The sequence below is a fragment of the Arthrobacter sp. B0427-1-12 genome (assembly GCF_059092905.1).
The window spans coordinates 1-13,536 of the sequence record NZ_JBNHIC010000016.1 but is presented as its reverse complement, the minus strand read 5'-3'; the positions used below and the strand labels follow the sequence as shown (position 1 = coordinate 13,536).

The following is a 13,536-nucleotide window of genomic DNA, read 5'->3' as shown; positions in this document are numbered from 1 at the left end:
TGGACTGGACAGCCACGGCCGCATGTCACCCCGCTGTGTGCAGCAAGGAAGTGGGAGCAGTGGCCGACAACAACAATGCCAACCTAGTGTGGAGCATCGCGAATATTTTGCGCGGCACCTACAAACCGGCGCAGTATGGCTCGGTGATCCTCCCGTTCACTATCCTCCGTCGCCTGGACTGCGTCCTGGACGCCACGAAAAATGCCGTCCTCGCCGAGCAGGAAGCGAAGAAAGATCTGAACATCCCGCTGGATACCTTCCTACAGAAGGCGTCTGGTCACAGCTTCTTCAATACCTCCAAGTTCAGTTTCGCCAAGCTGCTCGATGACCCCACGAACATCAAGGCAAACATCCTCAACTACGTGCAGGGCTTCTCGGAGAACACCAGGGATATTTTCGAGCGCTTCGAGTTCTACAAGACGCTCGAGAAGCTGGACAGCGCGGACCTGCTCTACCACGTCACCAAGGACTTCGCGGCGATCGATCTCCACCCGGAAACCATCAGCAACATCGAAATGGGCCTCATGTTCGAGGAACTCATCCGCCGCTTCGCTGAAGCCTCCAACGAAACCGCCGGTGAGCACTTCACCCCACGCGAGGTCATCCAGCTCATGGTCCAACTACTGCTGAACTACGACGACGACGTCCTCACCAAAGAGGGCATCGTCCGCAGCATCTACGACCCCACCGCCGGGACCGGCGGCATGCTCACCGTCGCCCAGGAACACCTCCACTCGCTCAACCCAAGCGCCTCCCTAGTCGCTTATGGCCAGGAAATCAACGACGAGTCCTACGCCATCTGCAAGTCGGACCTGCTGATCAAGGGCCAGGACATCTCCAAGATCTCCGTCGGCGATACCCTCGCCAACGATCAGAACATCGGCCAGCAGTTCGACTTCATGCTCTCCAACCCGCCGTTCGGCGTGGAATGGAAGAAGATCCAGCCGCAGATCCAGAAAGAGCATGAGCTCCACGGCTTCGACGGTCGCTTCGGCCCGGGCCTCCCCCGGGTCAGTGACGGATCACTACTGTTCCTGCTCCATCTCGTGCGCAAGATGCGCCCGGCACAGGACGGCGGCTCACGCATCGGCATCGTCCTGAACGGCTCACCCCTGTTCACCGGCGGCGCGGGCTCCGGGGAGTCGGAGATCCGCAGATATCTGATCGAGAACGACTTCGTGGAGGCCGTAATCGCCCTCCCCACCGACATGTTCTACAACACCGGCATCGCCACCTACATCTGGATCCTCTCAAACAGCAAGAAAGCGAAGCACCCGGAGCGAGTCGGCAAGATCCAGCTCATAAACGGTGTCGACTTCTTTCAGAAGATGCGCAAGAGCCTCGGCTCCAAACGCAAAGAGCTCGGCCCGAAAGACATCGCCAAGATCGTCAGCCTATACGGGGCCTTTGAGGACGACGGCGACACGTCCAAAATCTTCAACAACCGCGATTTCGGCTACTCCACCATCACTGTGGAGCGCCCGCTCAAACTCAACTTCGCGTTCGCGCCAGATCGGATCGACGCCGTACTGTCGCAGAAGTTAGTCGAGAAAATGCCTGACGACGACCGGCAGCTTCTGGAGAAAGCACTCCGATCCGCTGTGATCGAGCCTATTGAAATCCACAAGAACCGAGAAGCCTTCCTCAAGATCCTCAAGTCGGTGCTCGCCAAGGTCGGCCTCAAACCTGCTGCCCCGCTCCTGAAGGCCGTAATCACCGGACTCTCCAAACGTGACGAGACCGCCGACATCTGCAAAGGACCGAAAGGGACACCCGAAGCCGACACGGACCTTCGCGACACCGAAAACGTCCCCCTGGGTGAGGACATCCAGAAGTACTTCGAACGGGAAGTCCTCCCCCATGTGCCCGATGCCTGGCTCGACCAGTCAAAAATCAGAGTCGGCTACGAGATCCCTTTCACCCGGCATTTTTTCAAGTACGTGGCACCCAGATCGCTGGACGAGATCGACTCTGATCTCAACAGGCTCATCTCCGAAATCACTACTCTGCTAGCCGAGGTCGAAAAATGACGAGGCTCCAGCCCTACCCGGAATATAAAGGTTCTGGGATTGATTGGCTTCCGGAAGTACCGATCGACTGGGAAGTCGCTCGTATCAAGACCTTTGTCGGCCTCGTCAGTGACCGCGCAGATGAACAAACCCATCCAGTCGCCCTGGAGAACATCGAAAGTTGGACCGGCCGATTTGTCGAGTCCGAAACGGAGTTTGTCGCTGACGGCGTGAGGTTTAAACGAGGAGACGTTCTCTTCGGCAAGCTGAGACCATATCTTGCCAAGTCTTGGATAGCAGACCGATCGGGCGAAGCAGTCGGTGATTTTTTCGTTATGCGCCCGACGTCCAAAACCAATCCGAAGTTTCTAAACTACGTAACGCTAAGCCAAGAGTTCATAACCTTAGTTAATGGTTCAACTTTTGGATCCAAGATGCCTCGCGCGAATTGGGACTTCATCGCAAATATTCGTCGTCCGTTCCCGGACGTCGAAGTTCAAGCACAGATAGCTAAGTTCCTCGACCATGAAACTGCCCAAATAGACGGCCTCATTGCCAAGCAGGAGCTTCTCATCGACCTGCTCGCCGAGAAGCGCCAGGCCATCATTACGCATGCCGTCACCAAAGGCCTCGACCCGTGTGCCCCCACCAAGCCCTCAAACATCCCGTGGCTCGGCGAGGTTCCAGTACATTGGGCCGAGAAGCCAATGTGCCACTTCATGACTGGCCGGGTAGATTACCGCGGCGCTACTCCGCAGAAGACCGATCATGGAATCTTCTTGGTTACTGCTAAGAATGTAAAGAAAGGCTTTATCGATTACTCAGCGTCTGCCGAGTACATCGCGACAGAGGATTATGAGACAGTCATGAGCCGGGGACTGCCCGCTGTCGGTGACATCCTGATGACAATGGAGGCACCGCTTGGGAATGTCGCCCTAGTGGACGATCCAAACATCGCCCTTGCCCAACGAGTGGTCAAATTCCGGCCCAAGAACGAGTTGGTCCCGGATTTCGCCGCTTATGCGATGAATTCGCCGTACTTTCAGTGCCAGCTTGAGGCCCGGGCCACAGGGTCAACTGCATTAGGGATCAAAGCAAGCAAACTAATCGAACTTCGCCTCGTGGCCCCGCCAAAAGAGGAACAGCTGCTCATCGTCGACCATCTCGATACGGCTACCGGCCGAATCGATACCTTGACGCGACGATCGAAGGAAGCTGTAGCACTCTTACATGAGCGACGTGCCGCACTGATCTCCGCTGCTGTCACGGGCAAAATTGATGTTCGAGTAGGAGTTACCGAACCATGACAGTGCCATAGTGGCATGGCTTCATTGATCATCAACGGCTGGCATCGCTCATGCCGTGAAGAAGCTGGATAAAGACTTATTCGACAGTTATTTTCGGGGGACCATATGGCACAACACAATGAAGTGACCTTTGAGGAAGAGATCTGTCGGGCTCTCGCCGCCGAGGGCTGGATCTACGAGCCGCACCGCAAAGCCGGTGAGCTCTACGATGCCACACGAGCCCTTGTCCCCGAGGATGTCTTTGCCTGGCTTGGGGACACCCAGCCGGATCAGCTGGCCAAGGTCCTCAAGCCCTGGGATTCACCGGCCGAGCACACAGCGGCGAAGTCGATGCTACTGGACCGGCTCTGCAAGGTCCTGGACAAGCCTGCGACCAAGGAAGCAGGCATGCTCTCTGTCCTGCGCACCGGCTTCAAGGACGTCGCCGCGAAGTTTGAGATGTGCCAGTTCAAGCCTGCCATGGGGCTGAATCCAGTGACACTGGAGCGTTATGGAAAGGTTCGCCTACGGGTAATCCGTCAGGTCCACTACTCCACTGTGGATACCTTGAAGAGCATCGATCTAGTCCTGTTCGTCAACGGCCTGCCTGTGGCCACAATCGAGCTCAAGACGGACTTCACGCAGAACATCAACGACGCCGTCGAGCAGTACCGCAAGGACCGACTGCCCCGCAACGGTAAGAACAAAGATGAGCCGTTACTGTCCTTCGGCCGCCGTGCCCTCGTGCACTTCGCTGTCAGCAACGACGAAATTCAGATGACCACCGAGCTCAAGGGCAAGGACACCTATTTCCTGCCCTTCAACCTTGGCGACAACGGCCGGGCCGGCAACCCTGTCAACCCGAAGGGGTCAGCAACCAGCTACCTTTGGGAACAGGTGCTGCAGCGAGACTCCTGGCTGAACATCATCGGCAAGTTCCTACACCTTCAAGTCAGTGACAAGACCAACCCTGTCACCGGTGAGCGTGAGGTCAGCAAATCCTTGCTGTTCCCCCGTTATCATCAGTGGGACGTGGTCAACAAGCTCATCGGTGCCACAAGGGTGGAAGGGCCAGGCCACCGCTACCTCGTGCAGCACTCCGCCGGCTCTGGCAAGACCAATTCCATTGCTTGGACTGCGCATCAGCTCAGCTCCCTGCACGGTCCGGACGATGAGAAGCTTTTCGACTCGGTGATCGTCGTGACGGACCGGACTGTCCTGGACGCCCAGCTGCAGGACGCGATCTACCAGATCGAGCACAAATCCGGCGTCGTAGTGCCTATCCGAGGAAACGCGGGCTCCAAGTCCGCGGAACTCACCGCGGCTCTGGTGGCACGGACGCCGATTATCATCGTCACTATCCAAACCTTCCCGTACGCATTGAAGGCCATCGCCGAATTCCAGGCTCTGAAGGGTCGGAACTTCGCGATCATTGCGGACGAGGCACACTCCTCCCAGACCGGTTCAACTGCGAACAAACTGAAGAAAGTCCTGTCTGCGGAGGAACTGGCGGATGTTAACGACGGCGGAGACTTCGACATCGAAGCTTACCTGGCCGCCGAAATGGCCGAACGCGCAGACGCGAAGAACATCAGCTACTTCGCCTTCACCGCCACGCCGAAGGCCAAGACGCTGGAGTTGTTTGGCCGCAAGGGTCCGGACGGGCTGCCGCAACCCTTCCACCTGTACTCCATGCAGCAGGCCATCGAGGAGCGCTTCATCCTGGACGTGCTGCAGAACTACACCAGCTACAAGGTGGCCTACCGGTTGGCACATGACGGCCGCGAATACGACTCCGAGGACTCCAAGGTGGAGAAGTCTGAGGCGCTGAAGTCGCTGATGAACTGGGTAAAGCTGCACCCGTACAACATCAGCCAGAAGGTCCAGGTGATCGTGGAGCACTTTCGTGCCAACGTCGCCTGGCGCCTGGACGGCAAGGCAAAGGCCATGGTGGTCACGGGCTCCCGCAAGGAAGCCGTTCGGTACAAGCTTGCTATCGACAAGTACATTCAAGACGCCGGCTACTCCGGCTTGGGCACTCTGGTTGCCTTCTCCGGAGACGTGAACGATGACGAGTCCGGTCCCGAGACCTTCAACGAGATCAACATGAATCCGGGGCTGAAAGGCCGCACCCTGCCAGAGGCCTTCTCGACCGACGAGTACAAGATCATGCTGGTGGCCAACAAGTTCCAGACAGGGTTTGACCAGCCGCTGCTAGTCGCGATGTACGTGGACAAGAAGCTCTCCGGGGTCTCGGCAGTTCAGACGCTCTCCCGCCTGAACCGCACCGCTGTCGGTAAAGACCAGACGTTCGTGCTGGACTTCGTCAACGACCCGGACGAGATCCTAGCGGCTTTCCAGCCTTACTTCCGTGAAGCAGCGCTGGAAGACGTCTCAGACCCGAATGTGGTCCACGACCTTCAAAACAAGCTTGATGCGGCACAGATCTACACGGAGTCCGAGGTGGACGGCCTCGTTCAGTCCTATGTGTTGGAAGCTGGCAATAATGCGCTCTCCGGTTGGGTCGCGCCCGCGAAGTCCCGATTCAACACCCGGCACAGTACCGCGGTGGCCACTGACAACAAGGCAGCGCAGGACGAGCTGGACCTGTTCCGCAAAGACCTCGGCTCATTCGTCCGGGCCTACGACTTCCTCTCGCAGATCGTGGACTTCGCTGACACGGATCTGGAGAAACGCTCAATCTACTACAAGCACCTCCTGCCGGTTCTACGGGTCAATGATGCGAAGGTAGCGTTGGATCTTTCCGGCGTCGTGCTGGCGAAGTATGCGCTCAAGGATAAGGGCGAAGCGCAGCTGCAGCTATCGGGCGACGATGCTCTCCTGAAACCGCCGACCGATGTCGGGACCGGGCAGGGGAAGGACCCCGTCCTAGCGACCTGGGAAGAGATCATTCAGCAGGCCAACCTGCCGTTTGAAGGTGAGGAACTAGACGCCGTGGCGCACTTCGTCGAGGGGGTGCGGCGCGAACTCGTCAAGAACGAGACACTCCAGAAGCAAGCCCAGAACAACTCACGAAACCACTTCGGGAGCAGCCCGCATCTGGAGAAAGCAGTCAGCGACGCAGTCACCAACTCCATGGACAGCCACTACAACCTAAGCCTCCAGGCATTGGGCGACAAGACGAAAATGGCGGCGCTGCTCAAGATGCTGAGTGAATTGGTCTATGAGGAGCTACAGAGATAGATCGCTCGGCCTTTAGCAACGAGGAGCCGCCATTGTGCAGAGTCTCGCTCGGCTAGGCCGTGACCCTTTTGAAAGGGTGCGTGGACCTGACCAAGCGAGACATCGGGGAGGAAGCCTAGCGCCGCCAAGAGGGCGAAACCTTGGTATCCCAGCAGGTAGCTGGGCGATGAAGTCCAGCTACCTCACATAGACTCGACTAGGCCGATACGGCCTAGTCGAGTCTATGCATACCTTTGGGGTATTAAGTTGGGGGACGGCAGCGCCATGGGGAAACTGCCACTGCAGGGAGTGGTTCTATGAGCGCGGAGTTAGGGCATCCGGTGTCATCAATGTCATGGTGCGGAGGCGTTTCGCTACCTAGTCTGGAACAAAGTCTTGTGGCATGCTGTTACCTGATAGGTAATGAGGGAGCATCTTGAAGCTGCTCTATCAGACGCCCGAGGTAGCTAAATTATGTACAAACAACCGAGAAGCGACGAAGCTACTTGGTCAGGTCTGCGTCAAATATCTCAGGCGGCGCATCAAGCAAGTCGAATCTGCCGCCTCCATAGAGGACCTCTTTCAGGGGCCCGGTGATTGGCACCCTCTTAAGGGTGATCGCAAGGGAGAGTTCGCTGCCAGTCTCGAAGGAGGGTGGCGGCTCGTCGCAACGTTTGACGGCAGCGGAACGAACGGGCTGGTGGCTAGGCTTGAAAGTATCGAGGATTACCACGATGGATGACAATGGGGAGGATGAAATGACTGAATTAGCAACGGCTGAGACCGACTATGCCGTCCCCACCGGTGAATTCATTGAAGAGTGGCTTGAGGAAAACGGTATGTCTCAGGCAGAGTTGGCACGTCGTTTGGACGTATCTCCTAAACACGTGAGTAAGCTGATTGCGGGCGCTCGATTGACTGAGACTGTTGCCATGAAACTCGAGCTCGTAACCGGCGTTCCTGCGCGGATTTGGCTTAGTTACGAGGCTACTTATCGTGCTGATATCGCCCGTCTTGGCCTCGAGGCTGAACTCGCCGCCGAGAAAGACGTGGCCGCCCTATTCCCTGTCAAGGAACTCCGACAGATGGAAATCATCACTGAGACGATGCGGCGACCTGGAGTTCTACTCATGCAACTCATGGGGTTCTTTGCGGTGGGCTCTCTGGACGGCCTGAAATCGCGGGCACAGCCCCTAGCCGCATTTCGCCAGGACGCCGCACACCCTGTCGACTCTGCGGCAGTTCAGGTATGGCTGCGATTGATAGAGCTCGAGCTCGCCAGTCTTGACCCACTGGAAAACCGCTTTGACAGAGATGCCTTCCTTGAGCTGCTACCAAACATTCGCAGCTTGTCGCTCAAGTCCCCAGAAGAATATGGGTCCCTACTTCCGCAGATGCTTGCCGAAGTAGGAATCCGGCTCATCTACAAAAGCGAGATCAAAGGCATTCGTGCCTATGGGGCGACCCAGTGGATTGACGGGCATCCGGTCATTGCCCTGACCACACGCGGAGCGGATGACGGTAAGTTTTGGTTTACCCTTTTCCACGAATTCGGCCATGTTCTACATCATCCTCACAATGATCTGTTCATTCAAAAAGAGGACGGAGCCGGCGGGTCTATCTTGGAAGCAGAGGCTGATGATTTTGCTTCCAATGCGTTGATCCCGCCAGAAAGAGCGCAACACCTGCGCAGCCTGCGTTCGCTAAGGGACGTTCAAGAATTTGCCTCATCTATCGGAGTCTGTCCGGGCATAGTCGTTGGTCGAATGCATCATGACCGTATATGGCCCCATCAAAACGGTAGACGTCTATATAAGCGCCTGAGAATAAACGATAGCGACGAATAAACCAGCTTCGTCACCGACAGCTCCCTAAGTCCTTGGCGATCTGCGCCAGCGGCGTCTCATGCTTGCGGGCGACGGCGACGACATCGCGGCGGAACTCAACGGGATAGGGCTTGGGCACAGGAACATCCTTCCTGCAAGGACAGAATCCTCACAAGTCAGGAGTCAACTGAACCGGGGGCAGTCCCCCGTGTTTATGGGCCACTGCAACCTGCTACTGCGGTATCAGGGCCAGCCTGTCGGGATCGGCGGCCGGTTTGATGTTCCAGCACCGTTTGGCTGCGTGGTTGACCATGCGGGGCTGCACTAGATCCTTCGCCCACCAGGCCTCACCGCAAAGCGCCGATAACAGCGCATATGACGGCAGCAGTGGGAGTGGTCCCCGATGCCCGAGACTGCTCGAAGTGAGGCGTGTAGATGCCGCGTTCCAGCTCTCTCGAAGGTCTCCTCTGTGATGGTGCAGAATAACTGCCGGCTCTAAGTCAGAGGGTCCTGATTCTGTTCAGCCACGCGTCAGGACAGACGCCTGAATTCCCCCGGCCCCAGCTGCACATAGATCGGCAAAACCATCTGGATGTGATTAACACCGACCGGCTCGTCGAGCAACTCGTTGAGCGAGGTCTGCCCTTCCAGCTCACAGTCCTGGTCCCTATCCATGAATTGACCATAAACGCGCCTGAACGCCCCGACCCCTTAGACACGCATCTTCCGGGCCCTACCCGGCTCCTTAAAGAGTCAGCCACCGGCATGGGCCGATAACAGCGCCTACGTCAGACGGTTCCTGGAGGGGTTAAATGAGTGGGCACCGGCTGGTCCCGGAGACGGGGGAATCTCCTGACCATGGCCGGTACCGTCATCACTCGCACCTTTGAGGTGTTTCCAACGCCAGAGGCCGCACATGTGCAGGACCGCCATGTTGGCTGGGCAGCCGCTGGACATACTCAGGCGCTTCCAGCCCTTGGCTGTACTCCGACGGTTACCGGATGGGCATGGCTGAGAGCAGTTCCCAGCCTTCGGGGATTTGGGCCAGGAGTGCTTCGCGCCCTTCCGTGTAACTGTTGGCTTCGATTTCGATTTCTTGTGTTTCCTTCGGCCGGATGATGCCGATTACCTTCACCACACCGGTGATCTTATGCCGGAAGCCGGCGCACTCCGGTACGGTGCCGCTGTCATGTAGGCCACGCGGCCGCAGAACGGGGCGGTCAGGATTGTTGGGTGTCGTCCGGATTCTGCTGCAGCCAGCGCCGCAAGGGGCGATTTATTTGCGCGTAAATGCGTTCGGTGACGTCATGATTCGCTATTCGTCCTCGGGCGCTTCGTCTGGCAGGCCGCGGGCGATGTTCTCCTTGGTCCTGCGATAGGCGTCAGCGATGTACTGTTCAAGGATTTGGGCCTCGGTACGCCACTGCCCCCTGCCCCCAATCTGGATCACGGAAAGGTCTCCGGAGCGGACCAGGGCACAGGCCTGGGCTTTGGAGATGTTCAGCTCCTCGGCCACGTCGGTCAGTTTGAGGAACCTTCGGGCCGGCGTCCTCTGCTCGGTCATCGCTGTTCTTCCCGTGTGCGCTGTCCCGGGCGGAGGGAGCCGGGCGGGGCCGGATCCCATTTTCTGCCGTCGTTGTACTTGCGGGCCAGTCGGCGTACCTCCCGCAGGGTGGCCGCTTCGATCAGTTCGGAGACGGAGGCATAGCCTTCGGCCCGGCCGGCGGCCAGGAAGGCGGCTCTGACCTGTCCCGCCGCTTCCTCGGTGAAGTACGGGGTGAATGATGCCGGCTTGCTTCGGCTCATGAACGCTCCTTCCGCCCCTAACGGGCGGGATCTTCGGGCCTGGGGGTGATGTTTCCTGACGGGTTCGCGATTTTCCCGAACCAGGCCTCGTCGTCATCGTAGGGGCGCGGGCTGATGGCCAGCTCGTCCACCGGATGGATCCGCACCGGCACCTCGGCGGCCCGGGGCATGCGCTCGGCGCGATGGGGCGTCACAAGGTTGTAGCGAACGGAGACGCCGAGCTCTTCGATCTCGAGTTCCTGGACGGTGCGCTTCTCTCCATTCTTGGTTTCGTAGCTGCGCACCTTCAGGACACCATGGGCGACAACCCGCGTTCCTTTGCTCAGGGAGGCGACGGCGTTCTTTGCCGCCTCCCCCCAGACCGAAGCCCGAAGGAAAAGGGTTTCGCCGTCCTGCCATTCGTTGCCGTCGCGGTCGAAGGTCCGCGGGGTGGAGGCGATCGTGAAGCTGGCAACCATGGCGCCGGAAGCGGCCAGATGGGGTTCGGGGGCGGCGGTGAGGTTACCGATGACAGTAATGGTGGTTTCACCGGACATGGGTCCTGTTTTCCTTTCCTGCTGGTTCCCGCTGCCGGTTTACCGGACGGAATTCCGGGTAAGTGAGTCGATGGCGCGCTGGATGTTGTCCAGGTCCAGGCCGGACCAGTGGAAATCGCCAACGATGACGATGGGCGCCTGTGAGTAGCCGAGCTCTTCGGTGACGTACTCCAGGGCGGCCGGATTCGTGCTGAGGTCTTCGACCCGGGGTTCAATGCCGGCTTCCTGGAACTTCTGCAGCGTCTTGCGGCAGGGGAAGCATCCGGGCTTGGTGTAGAGAACCGGGCGGTATTCGTCTGAAGAAGTCATGTTCAGTCCTGCGTTTCGTATCAGTTTCGGTTTCGTTCGTCTGGATGAGCTGGTGCTTCCATTCTAGTGTTCATTCATCTGAATGACTATGGGTTCTACCGCTTATTTCCGGGGTTTTCGGGTTATTTTTCGTATGTCCGGGAACCCGTGGCGGGTGGAACGTGCGGACCGGACGTCAACTGGACCGCTCCCCCGCCGGGACCGGGCTGTGTCTCTGACGTTCGGTAAATCCACATATTCTAATCCGGTTTTATCTTTTCGTAGTTGTGTTCTAATTATGGTGTGGGCCGGGACGAACTTGCAAGGATCCAGGCCCGCTACGCACGCCGGGCCGAACCGATCGGGCTGACCGCCGAGGAACTGGATTTCGAGCATCACCCCACCACCACGGTCGTGCCGGGGATTCCGGTGCGGGCGTGGATCCGCTTCCCTGCCGGTGCCGAGCTGGTCGACGGGGAAGCGTTCACCTGGTCCTCCCGGGCGGTGCGGGTCACCTGGTATGACGGGCCGGCCCGGCGGGCGACCTGGGTATGGGCGTCCGCGGTCACCCGGCGCACCGATCCGCTCAATGCCCAGGGACTGGGCGAAAGGACACGAACACATGACAGCAGCAACAGCAGAGACAACGACGGCAGCGGTACCGGCGGCCTCGCCCCTGGGGCCGGAAACGATGGATGAACCGGTACAGGTGCGCTTCACCACCGCCGGGCTCCCGCTGGCGGTGCGCTGGCGGGACCGGGTGTGGCAGGTCGCAGCCGAGCCGAAGCACTGGTTCGGCCGGTGGGACTGGTGGAACCATGTGCGCCGGGCAGCCCTGGGCGCCGGGGCCGTGATCGAGGTCGAATACTGGATGGTCCAGGTCCGCCTGGCCGGCTCCGCGCTGCGGACCCTGCTGCTGCGCAGGGACTCCGGCTCCGACACCTGGCGCGTGGTGCAGGTCTGCGACGACCAGTAAGGAGCACCGGGTTGAAGTACCAGTACGGGGCAGTCACCGCGTCCGGTGATCATTAAGCTATTAAAGGCCGGAAGGCCTGCCGGTTGCCTGGCAGGCCTTCCTTGTTTTCCCTCCGCAAAAAGGGGTCTGGTTCCGGCTACAGCAGTGCAGCCGGTAAGTCTATGGCGTCGTCTCCAGCCTATCTGCTCGCGAAGCTGCTGGATCTTCTGCTGCAGCGTGTTCGCGAGGATCAACTCCGCCCTGGTCTCGAGGGCCGGCATTCTGGTTCCGGCGGCTTGGCGGAAGGCTTCCATGGCGTCCTTGGGCAGGACGTTGTATTTGTCCAGGTGGAAGCAGACTTCCCGGAGAACCTTGCCTAGGGATTGGAGGAATTCGATCTTTTCTGCCGGGGTCGCAGAGCTGTAGTAGCGTTCGCTCCTCAGCGCTTCGGCGGCGTCCTGATGCCTCGATCCGGGGGGGGGCGGGTCCATGGGTGTGTCCCTTCGACGTCCTTGGTGCTGATTCCTGTCCACCGGTCTGAGAGTTTTAGTCGGCTTCGGGCTGATCCTCGGGCATGCCGCCGGCAATGGCCTCTGCGGTCTTCCTGTAGGCAGCGGCAATGAACTCCTCCAGCTTTGCCTCTTCCACACGCCATATGCCCCTTCCCCCTAACTGAAGTGCCTGAATCTCTCCGGAGCGCACAAGCGCGTAGGCCTGGGAAGCGGAGATGTTAAGGATGTCCTGGACGTCTTCCAGTTTCAGGAATCGCCGGGGGCGGCGCGGTTCTGTCATGGGCGTTCTTTCCGTGATGGGTTCGAGGGTCCCGGCCGGTTCCGGCGTCCGGATCTGAGTCTAGTTTTGAGGACTTGCGGTGCCTGCCCTCTAGGGCAGGCACCGCAAGTCCCGAATAGCTAGGCGTTCAGCGGAACCTCGAAGAGGTCTTCGGCGATGCGCACGAGCGTTTCGGGCACGTCCGTCTCCTCGCCCATCTCGCCGTGGCCCAGGAACACTGCGGTCCCGGCAATCAGGTCGTGGAACGGTATCCCGGCCTCGATCATCAGGTGCGTGGCGCGCACGTTCGGGGCCAGCCCGAGGATCTTGCCTTCCTCGTTCAGGTAGGCGTGCCACCGACCGTAGGTGGCCGCTTCGATGTTTCCGGCAACCAGCTCCTGCAGGGTCTCCAGCCCGGCGTCAATGTATTCGAGGCGGACGGCTTCGGCGCGGGATGCGGGAATGATCAGTGCTTTGGTGTTCATGGTGTGTGTCCTTTGCGGAGGATTGGGGGCGGGTCAGCGGTTGGTGTACCGGCCAGCGTCTGCCTTTCCCCGTTGTTTTTTGCCTGCTGGCACGAAGTGCTCATGCGCCGGACGCAGCGGTGTCCACCCGCAGGGCACGGGCGGGGGAAGTTTGCCGCGCGGAATAAGCGAGCGAAGCGAAGCGCGTGCGGCAAAGTTGCCCCGTTCCTGGCCCCGACGCAGGAGGGGCTGGACACCGCGGAGCCGGCGCGTATGATCCGCAGGGCAGCAGCAAAAAACGAAGGACCGGCGGCGACGAAGGAGCCGCCGGCAACAGCCCGAGCGAAGCGAGGACCGCTCCCCCACAGCCCGGACCTCCACGCCCGCCCCGAGCACAGATACACGGATTCAC

The 13,536-nt window shown here is 59.3% G+C and carries 16 protein-coding genes; 8 read left to right on the top strand and 8 right to left on the bottom strand.

Going from position 1 to position 13,536, the window contains the following annotated elements; all coding sequences use genetic code 11:
• The first annotated feature begins 59 nt into the window (after positions 1–59).
• From AC5RWU_RS11445 to AC5RWU_RS11425, 5 genes are all read left to right on the top strand, one after another.
• Positions 60–2,030, top strand: a complete 1,971-nt coding sequence (locus AC5RWU_RS11445) for a type I restriction-modification system subunit M (protein WP_494031869.1) — start codon at positions 60–62, stop codon at positions 2,028–2,030.
• Complete coding sequence (locus AC5RWU_RS11440) at positions 2,027–3,316, top strand: restriction endonuclease subunit S (RefSeq protein ID WP_494031870.1); 1,290 nt, start codon at positions 2,027–2,029, stop codon at positions 3,314–3,316. Before AC5RWU_RS11445 ends, AC5RWU_RS11440 begins: the two co-directional genes overlap by 4 nt.
• A 105-nt stretch (positions 3,317–3,421) precedes the next feature.
• On the top strand, positions 3,422–6,499 hold the full coding sequence (locus AC5RWU_RS11435) for a type I restriction endonuclease subunit R (protein WP_494031871.1): 3,078 nt from the start codon (positions 3,422–3,424) through the stop codon (positions 6,497–6,499).
• Positions 6,500–6,914: 415 nt separating this feature from the next.
• Entirely contained in the window at positions 6,915–7,220 is a 306-nt protein-coding gene (locus AC5RWU_RS11430) for a type II toxin-antitoxin system RelE/ParE family toxin (protein WP_494031872.1), read from the top strand.
• Positions 7,213–8,325, top strand: coding sequence for an ImmA/IrrE family metallo-endopeptidase (locus tag AC5RWU_RS11425; RefSeq protein ID WP_494031873.1), 1,113 nt, complete (start codon positions 7,213–7,215; stop codon positions 8,323–8,325). The genes AC5RWU_RS11430 and AC5RWU_RS11425 overlap by 8 nt, the downstream gene beginning before the upstream one ends.
• A 510-nt stretch (positions 8,326–8,835) precedes the next feature.
• On the opposite strand, the gene AC5RWU_RS11420 is transcribed toward AC5RWU_RS11425, so the two are convergent.
• The 6 genes from AC5RWU_RS11420 to AC5RWU_RS11395 form a co-directional block, all read right to left on the bottom strand.
• Positions 8,836–8,979, bottom strand: coding sequence for a hypothetical protein (locus AC5RWU_RS11420; RefSeq protein ID WP_494031874.1), 144 nt, complete (start codon positions 8,977–8,979; stop codon positions 8,836–8,838).
• Between the two features lie 319 nt (positions 8,980–9,298).
• Complete coding sequence (locus tag AC5RWU_RS11415; protein ID WP_494031875.1) at positions 9,299–9,442, bottom strand: hypothetical protein; 144 nt, start codon at positions 9,440–9,442, stop codon at positions 9,299–9,301.
• Between the two features lie 177 nt (positions 9,443–9,619).
• Positions 9,620–9,868, bottom strand: coding sequence for a helix-turn-helix domain-containing protein (locus AC5RWU_RS11410; RefSeq protein ID WP_494031876.1), 249 nt, complete (start codon positions 9,866–9,868; stop codon positions 9,620–9,622).
• Entirely contained in the window at positions 9,865–10,110 is a 246-nt protein-coding gene (locus tag AC5RWU_RS11405) for a ParB family protein (RefSeq protein WP_494031877.1), read from the bottom strand. Before AC5RWU_RS11405 ends, AC5RWU_RS11410 begins: the two co-directional genes overlap by 4 nt.
• A gap of 17 nt (positions 10,111–10,127) precedes the next feature.
• Complete coding sequence (ssb, locus tag AC5RWU_RS11400) at positions 10,128–10,646, bottom strand: single-stranded DNA-binding protein (protein ID WP_494031878.1); 519 nt, start codon at positions 10,644–10,646, stop codon at positions 10,128–10,130.
• A gap of 39 nt (positions 10,647–10,685) precedes the next feature.
• The gene (locus AC5RWU_RS11395; protein WP_494031879.1) at positions 10,686–10,955 is read right to left on the bottom strand and encodes a glutaredoxin family protein; all 270 of its coding nucleotides are present in this window, start codon (positions 10,953–10,955) and stop codon (positions 10,686–10,688) included.
• Between the two features lie 282 nt (positions 10,956–11,237).
• Here AC5RWU_RS11395 and AC5RWU_RS11390 point away from each other — a divergent pair, with 282 nt between their 5' ends.
• The 3 genes from AC5RWU_RS11390 to AC5RWU_RS11380 all read left to right on the top strand — a co-directional run bounded on the left by AC5RWU_RS11390 (position 11,238) and on the right by AC5RWU_RS11380 (position 12,269).
• The gene (locus tag AC5RWU_RS11390; protein ID WP_494036993.1) at positions 11,238–11,633 is read left to right on the top strand and encodes a hypothetical protein; all 396 of its coding nucleotides are present in this window, start codon (positions 11,238–11,240) and stop codon (positions 11,631–11,633) included.
• Positions 11,626–11,910 carry a DUF6504 family protein gene (locus AC5RWU_RS11385; protein WP_494031881.1) on the top strand — a complete coding sequence of 95 codons (285 nt, stop codon included), beginning with the start codon at positions 11,626–11,628 and terminating at the stop codon, positions 11,908–11,910. The genes AC5RWU_RS11390 and AC5RWU_RS11385 overlap by 8 nt, the downstream gene beginning before the upstream one ends.
• Before the next feature lie 161 nt (positions 11,911–12,071).
• Positions 12,072–12,269 carry a hypothetical protein gene (locus AC5RWU_RS11380; RefSeq protein ID WP_494031882.1) on the top strand — a complete coding sequence of 66 codons (198 nt, stop codon included), beginning with the start codon at positions 12,072–12,074 and terminating at the stop codon, positions 12,267–12,269.
• Between the two features lie 166 nt (positions 12,270–12,435).
• Here the strand turns inward: AC5RWU_RS11380 and AC5RWU_RS11375 are convergent, their stop codons facing one another.
• The gene (locus AC5RWU_RS11375) at positions 12,436–12,681 is read right to left on the bottom strand and encodes a helix-turn-helix domain-containing protein (RefSeq protein ID WP_494031883.1); all 246 of its coding nucleotides are present in this window, start codon (positions 12,679–12,681) and stop codon (positions 12,436–12,438) included.
• A 119-nt stretch (positions 12,682–12,800) separates the two neighbouring features.
• On the bottom strand, positions 12,801–13,145 hold the full coding sequence (locus AC5RWU_RS11370; RefSeq protein ID WP_494036992.1) for a DUF3846 domain-containing protein: 345 nt from the start codon (positions 13,143–13,145) through the stop codon (positions 12,801–12,803).
• Between the last annotated feature and the right edge of the window lie 391 nt (positions 13,146–13,536).

Coding starts and splice junctions, on each gene's coding strand:
- AC5RWU_RS11385 (WP_494031881.1), top strand. CDS start 11,626: ATGGATGAACCGGTACAGGTGCGCTTCACCACCGCCGGGCTCCCGCTG.
- AC5RWU_RS11380 (WP_494031882.1), top strand. CDS start 12,072: ATGGCGTCGTCTCCAGCCTATCTGCTCGCGAAGCTGCTGGATCTTCTG.
- AC5RWU_RS11440 (WP_494031870.1), top strand. CDS start 2,027: ATGACGAGGCTCCAGCCCTACCCGGAATATAAAGGTTCTGGGATTGAT.
- AC5RWU_RS11420 (WP_494031874.1), bottom strand. CDS start 8,979: ATGGATAGGGACCAGGACTGTGAGCTGGAAGGGCAGACCTCGCTCAAC.
- AC5RWU_RS11405 (WP_494031877.1), bottom strand. CDS start 10,110: ATGAGCCGAAGCAAGCCGGCATCATTCACCCCGTACTTCACCGAGGAA.
- AC5RWU_RS11370 (WP_494036992.1), bottom strand. CDS start 13,145: ATGAACACCAAAGCACTGATCATTCCCGCATCCCGCGCCGAAGCCGTC.
- AC5RWU_RS11375 (WP_494031883.1), bottom strand. CDS start 12,681: ATGACAGAACCGCGCCGCCCCCGGCGATTCCTGAAACTGGAAGACGTC.
- AC5RWU_RS11410 (WP_494031876.1), bottom strand. CDS start 9,868: ATGACCGAGCAGAGGACGCCGGCCCGAAGGTTCCTCAAACTGACCGAC.
- AC5RWU_RS11395 (WP_494031879.1), bottom strand. CDS start 10,955: ATGACTTCTTCAGACGAATACCGCCCGGTTCTCTACACCAAGCCCGGA.
- ssb (WP_494031878.1), bottom strand. CDS start 10,646: ATGTCCGGTGAAACCACCATTACTGTCATCGGTAACCTCACCGCCGCC.
- AC5RWU_RS11425 (WP_494031873.1), top strand. CDS start 7,213: ATGGATGACAATGGGGAGGATGAAATGACTGAATTAGCAACGGCTGAG.
- AC5RWU_RS11435 (WP_494031871.1), top strand. CDS start 3,422: ATGGCACAACACAATGAAGTGACCTTTGAGGAAGAGATCTGTCGGGCT.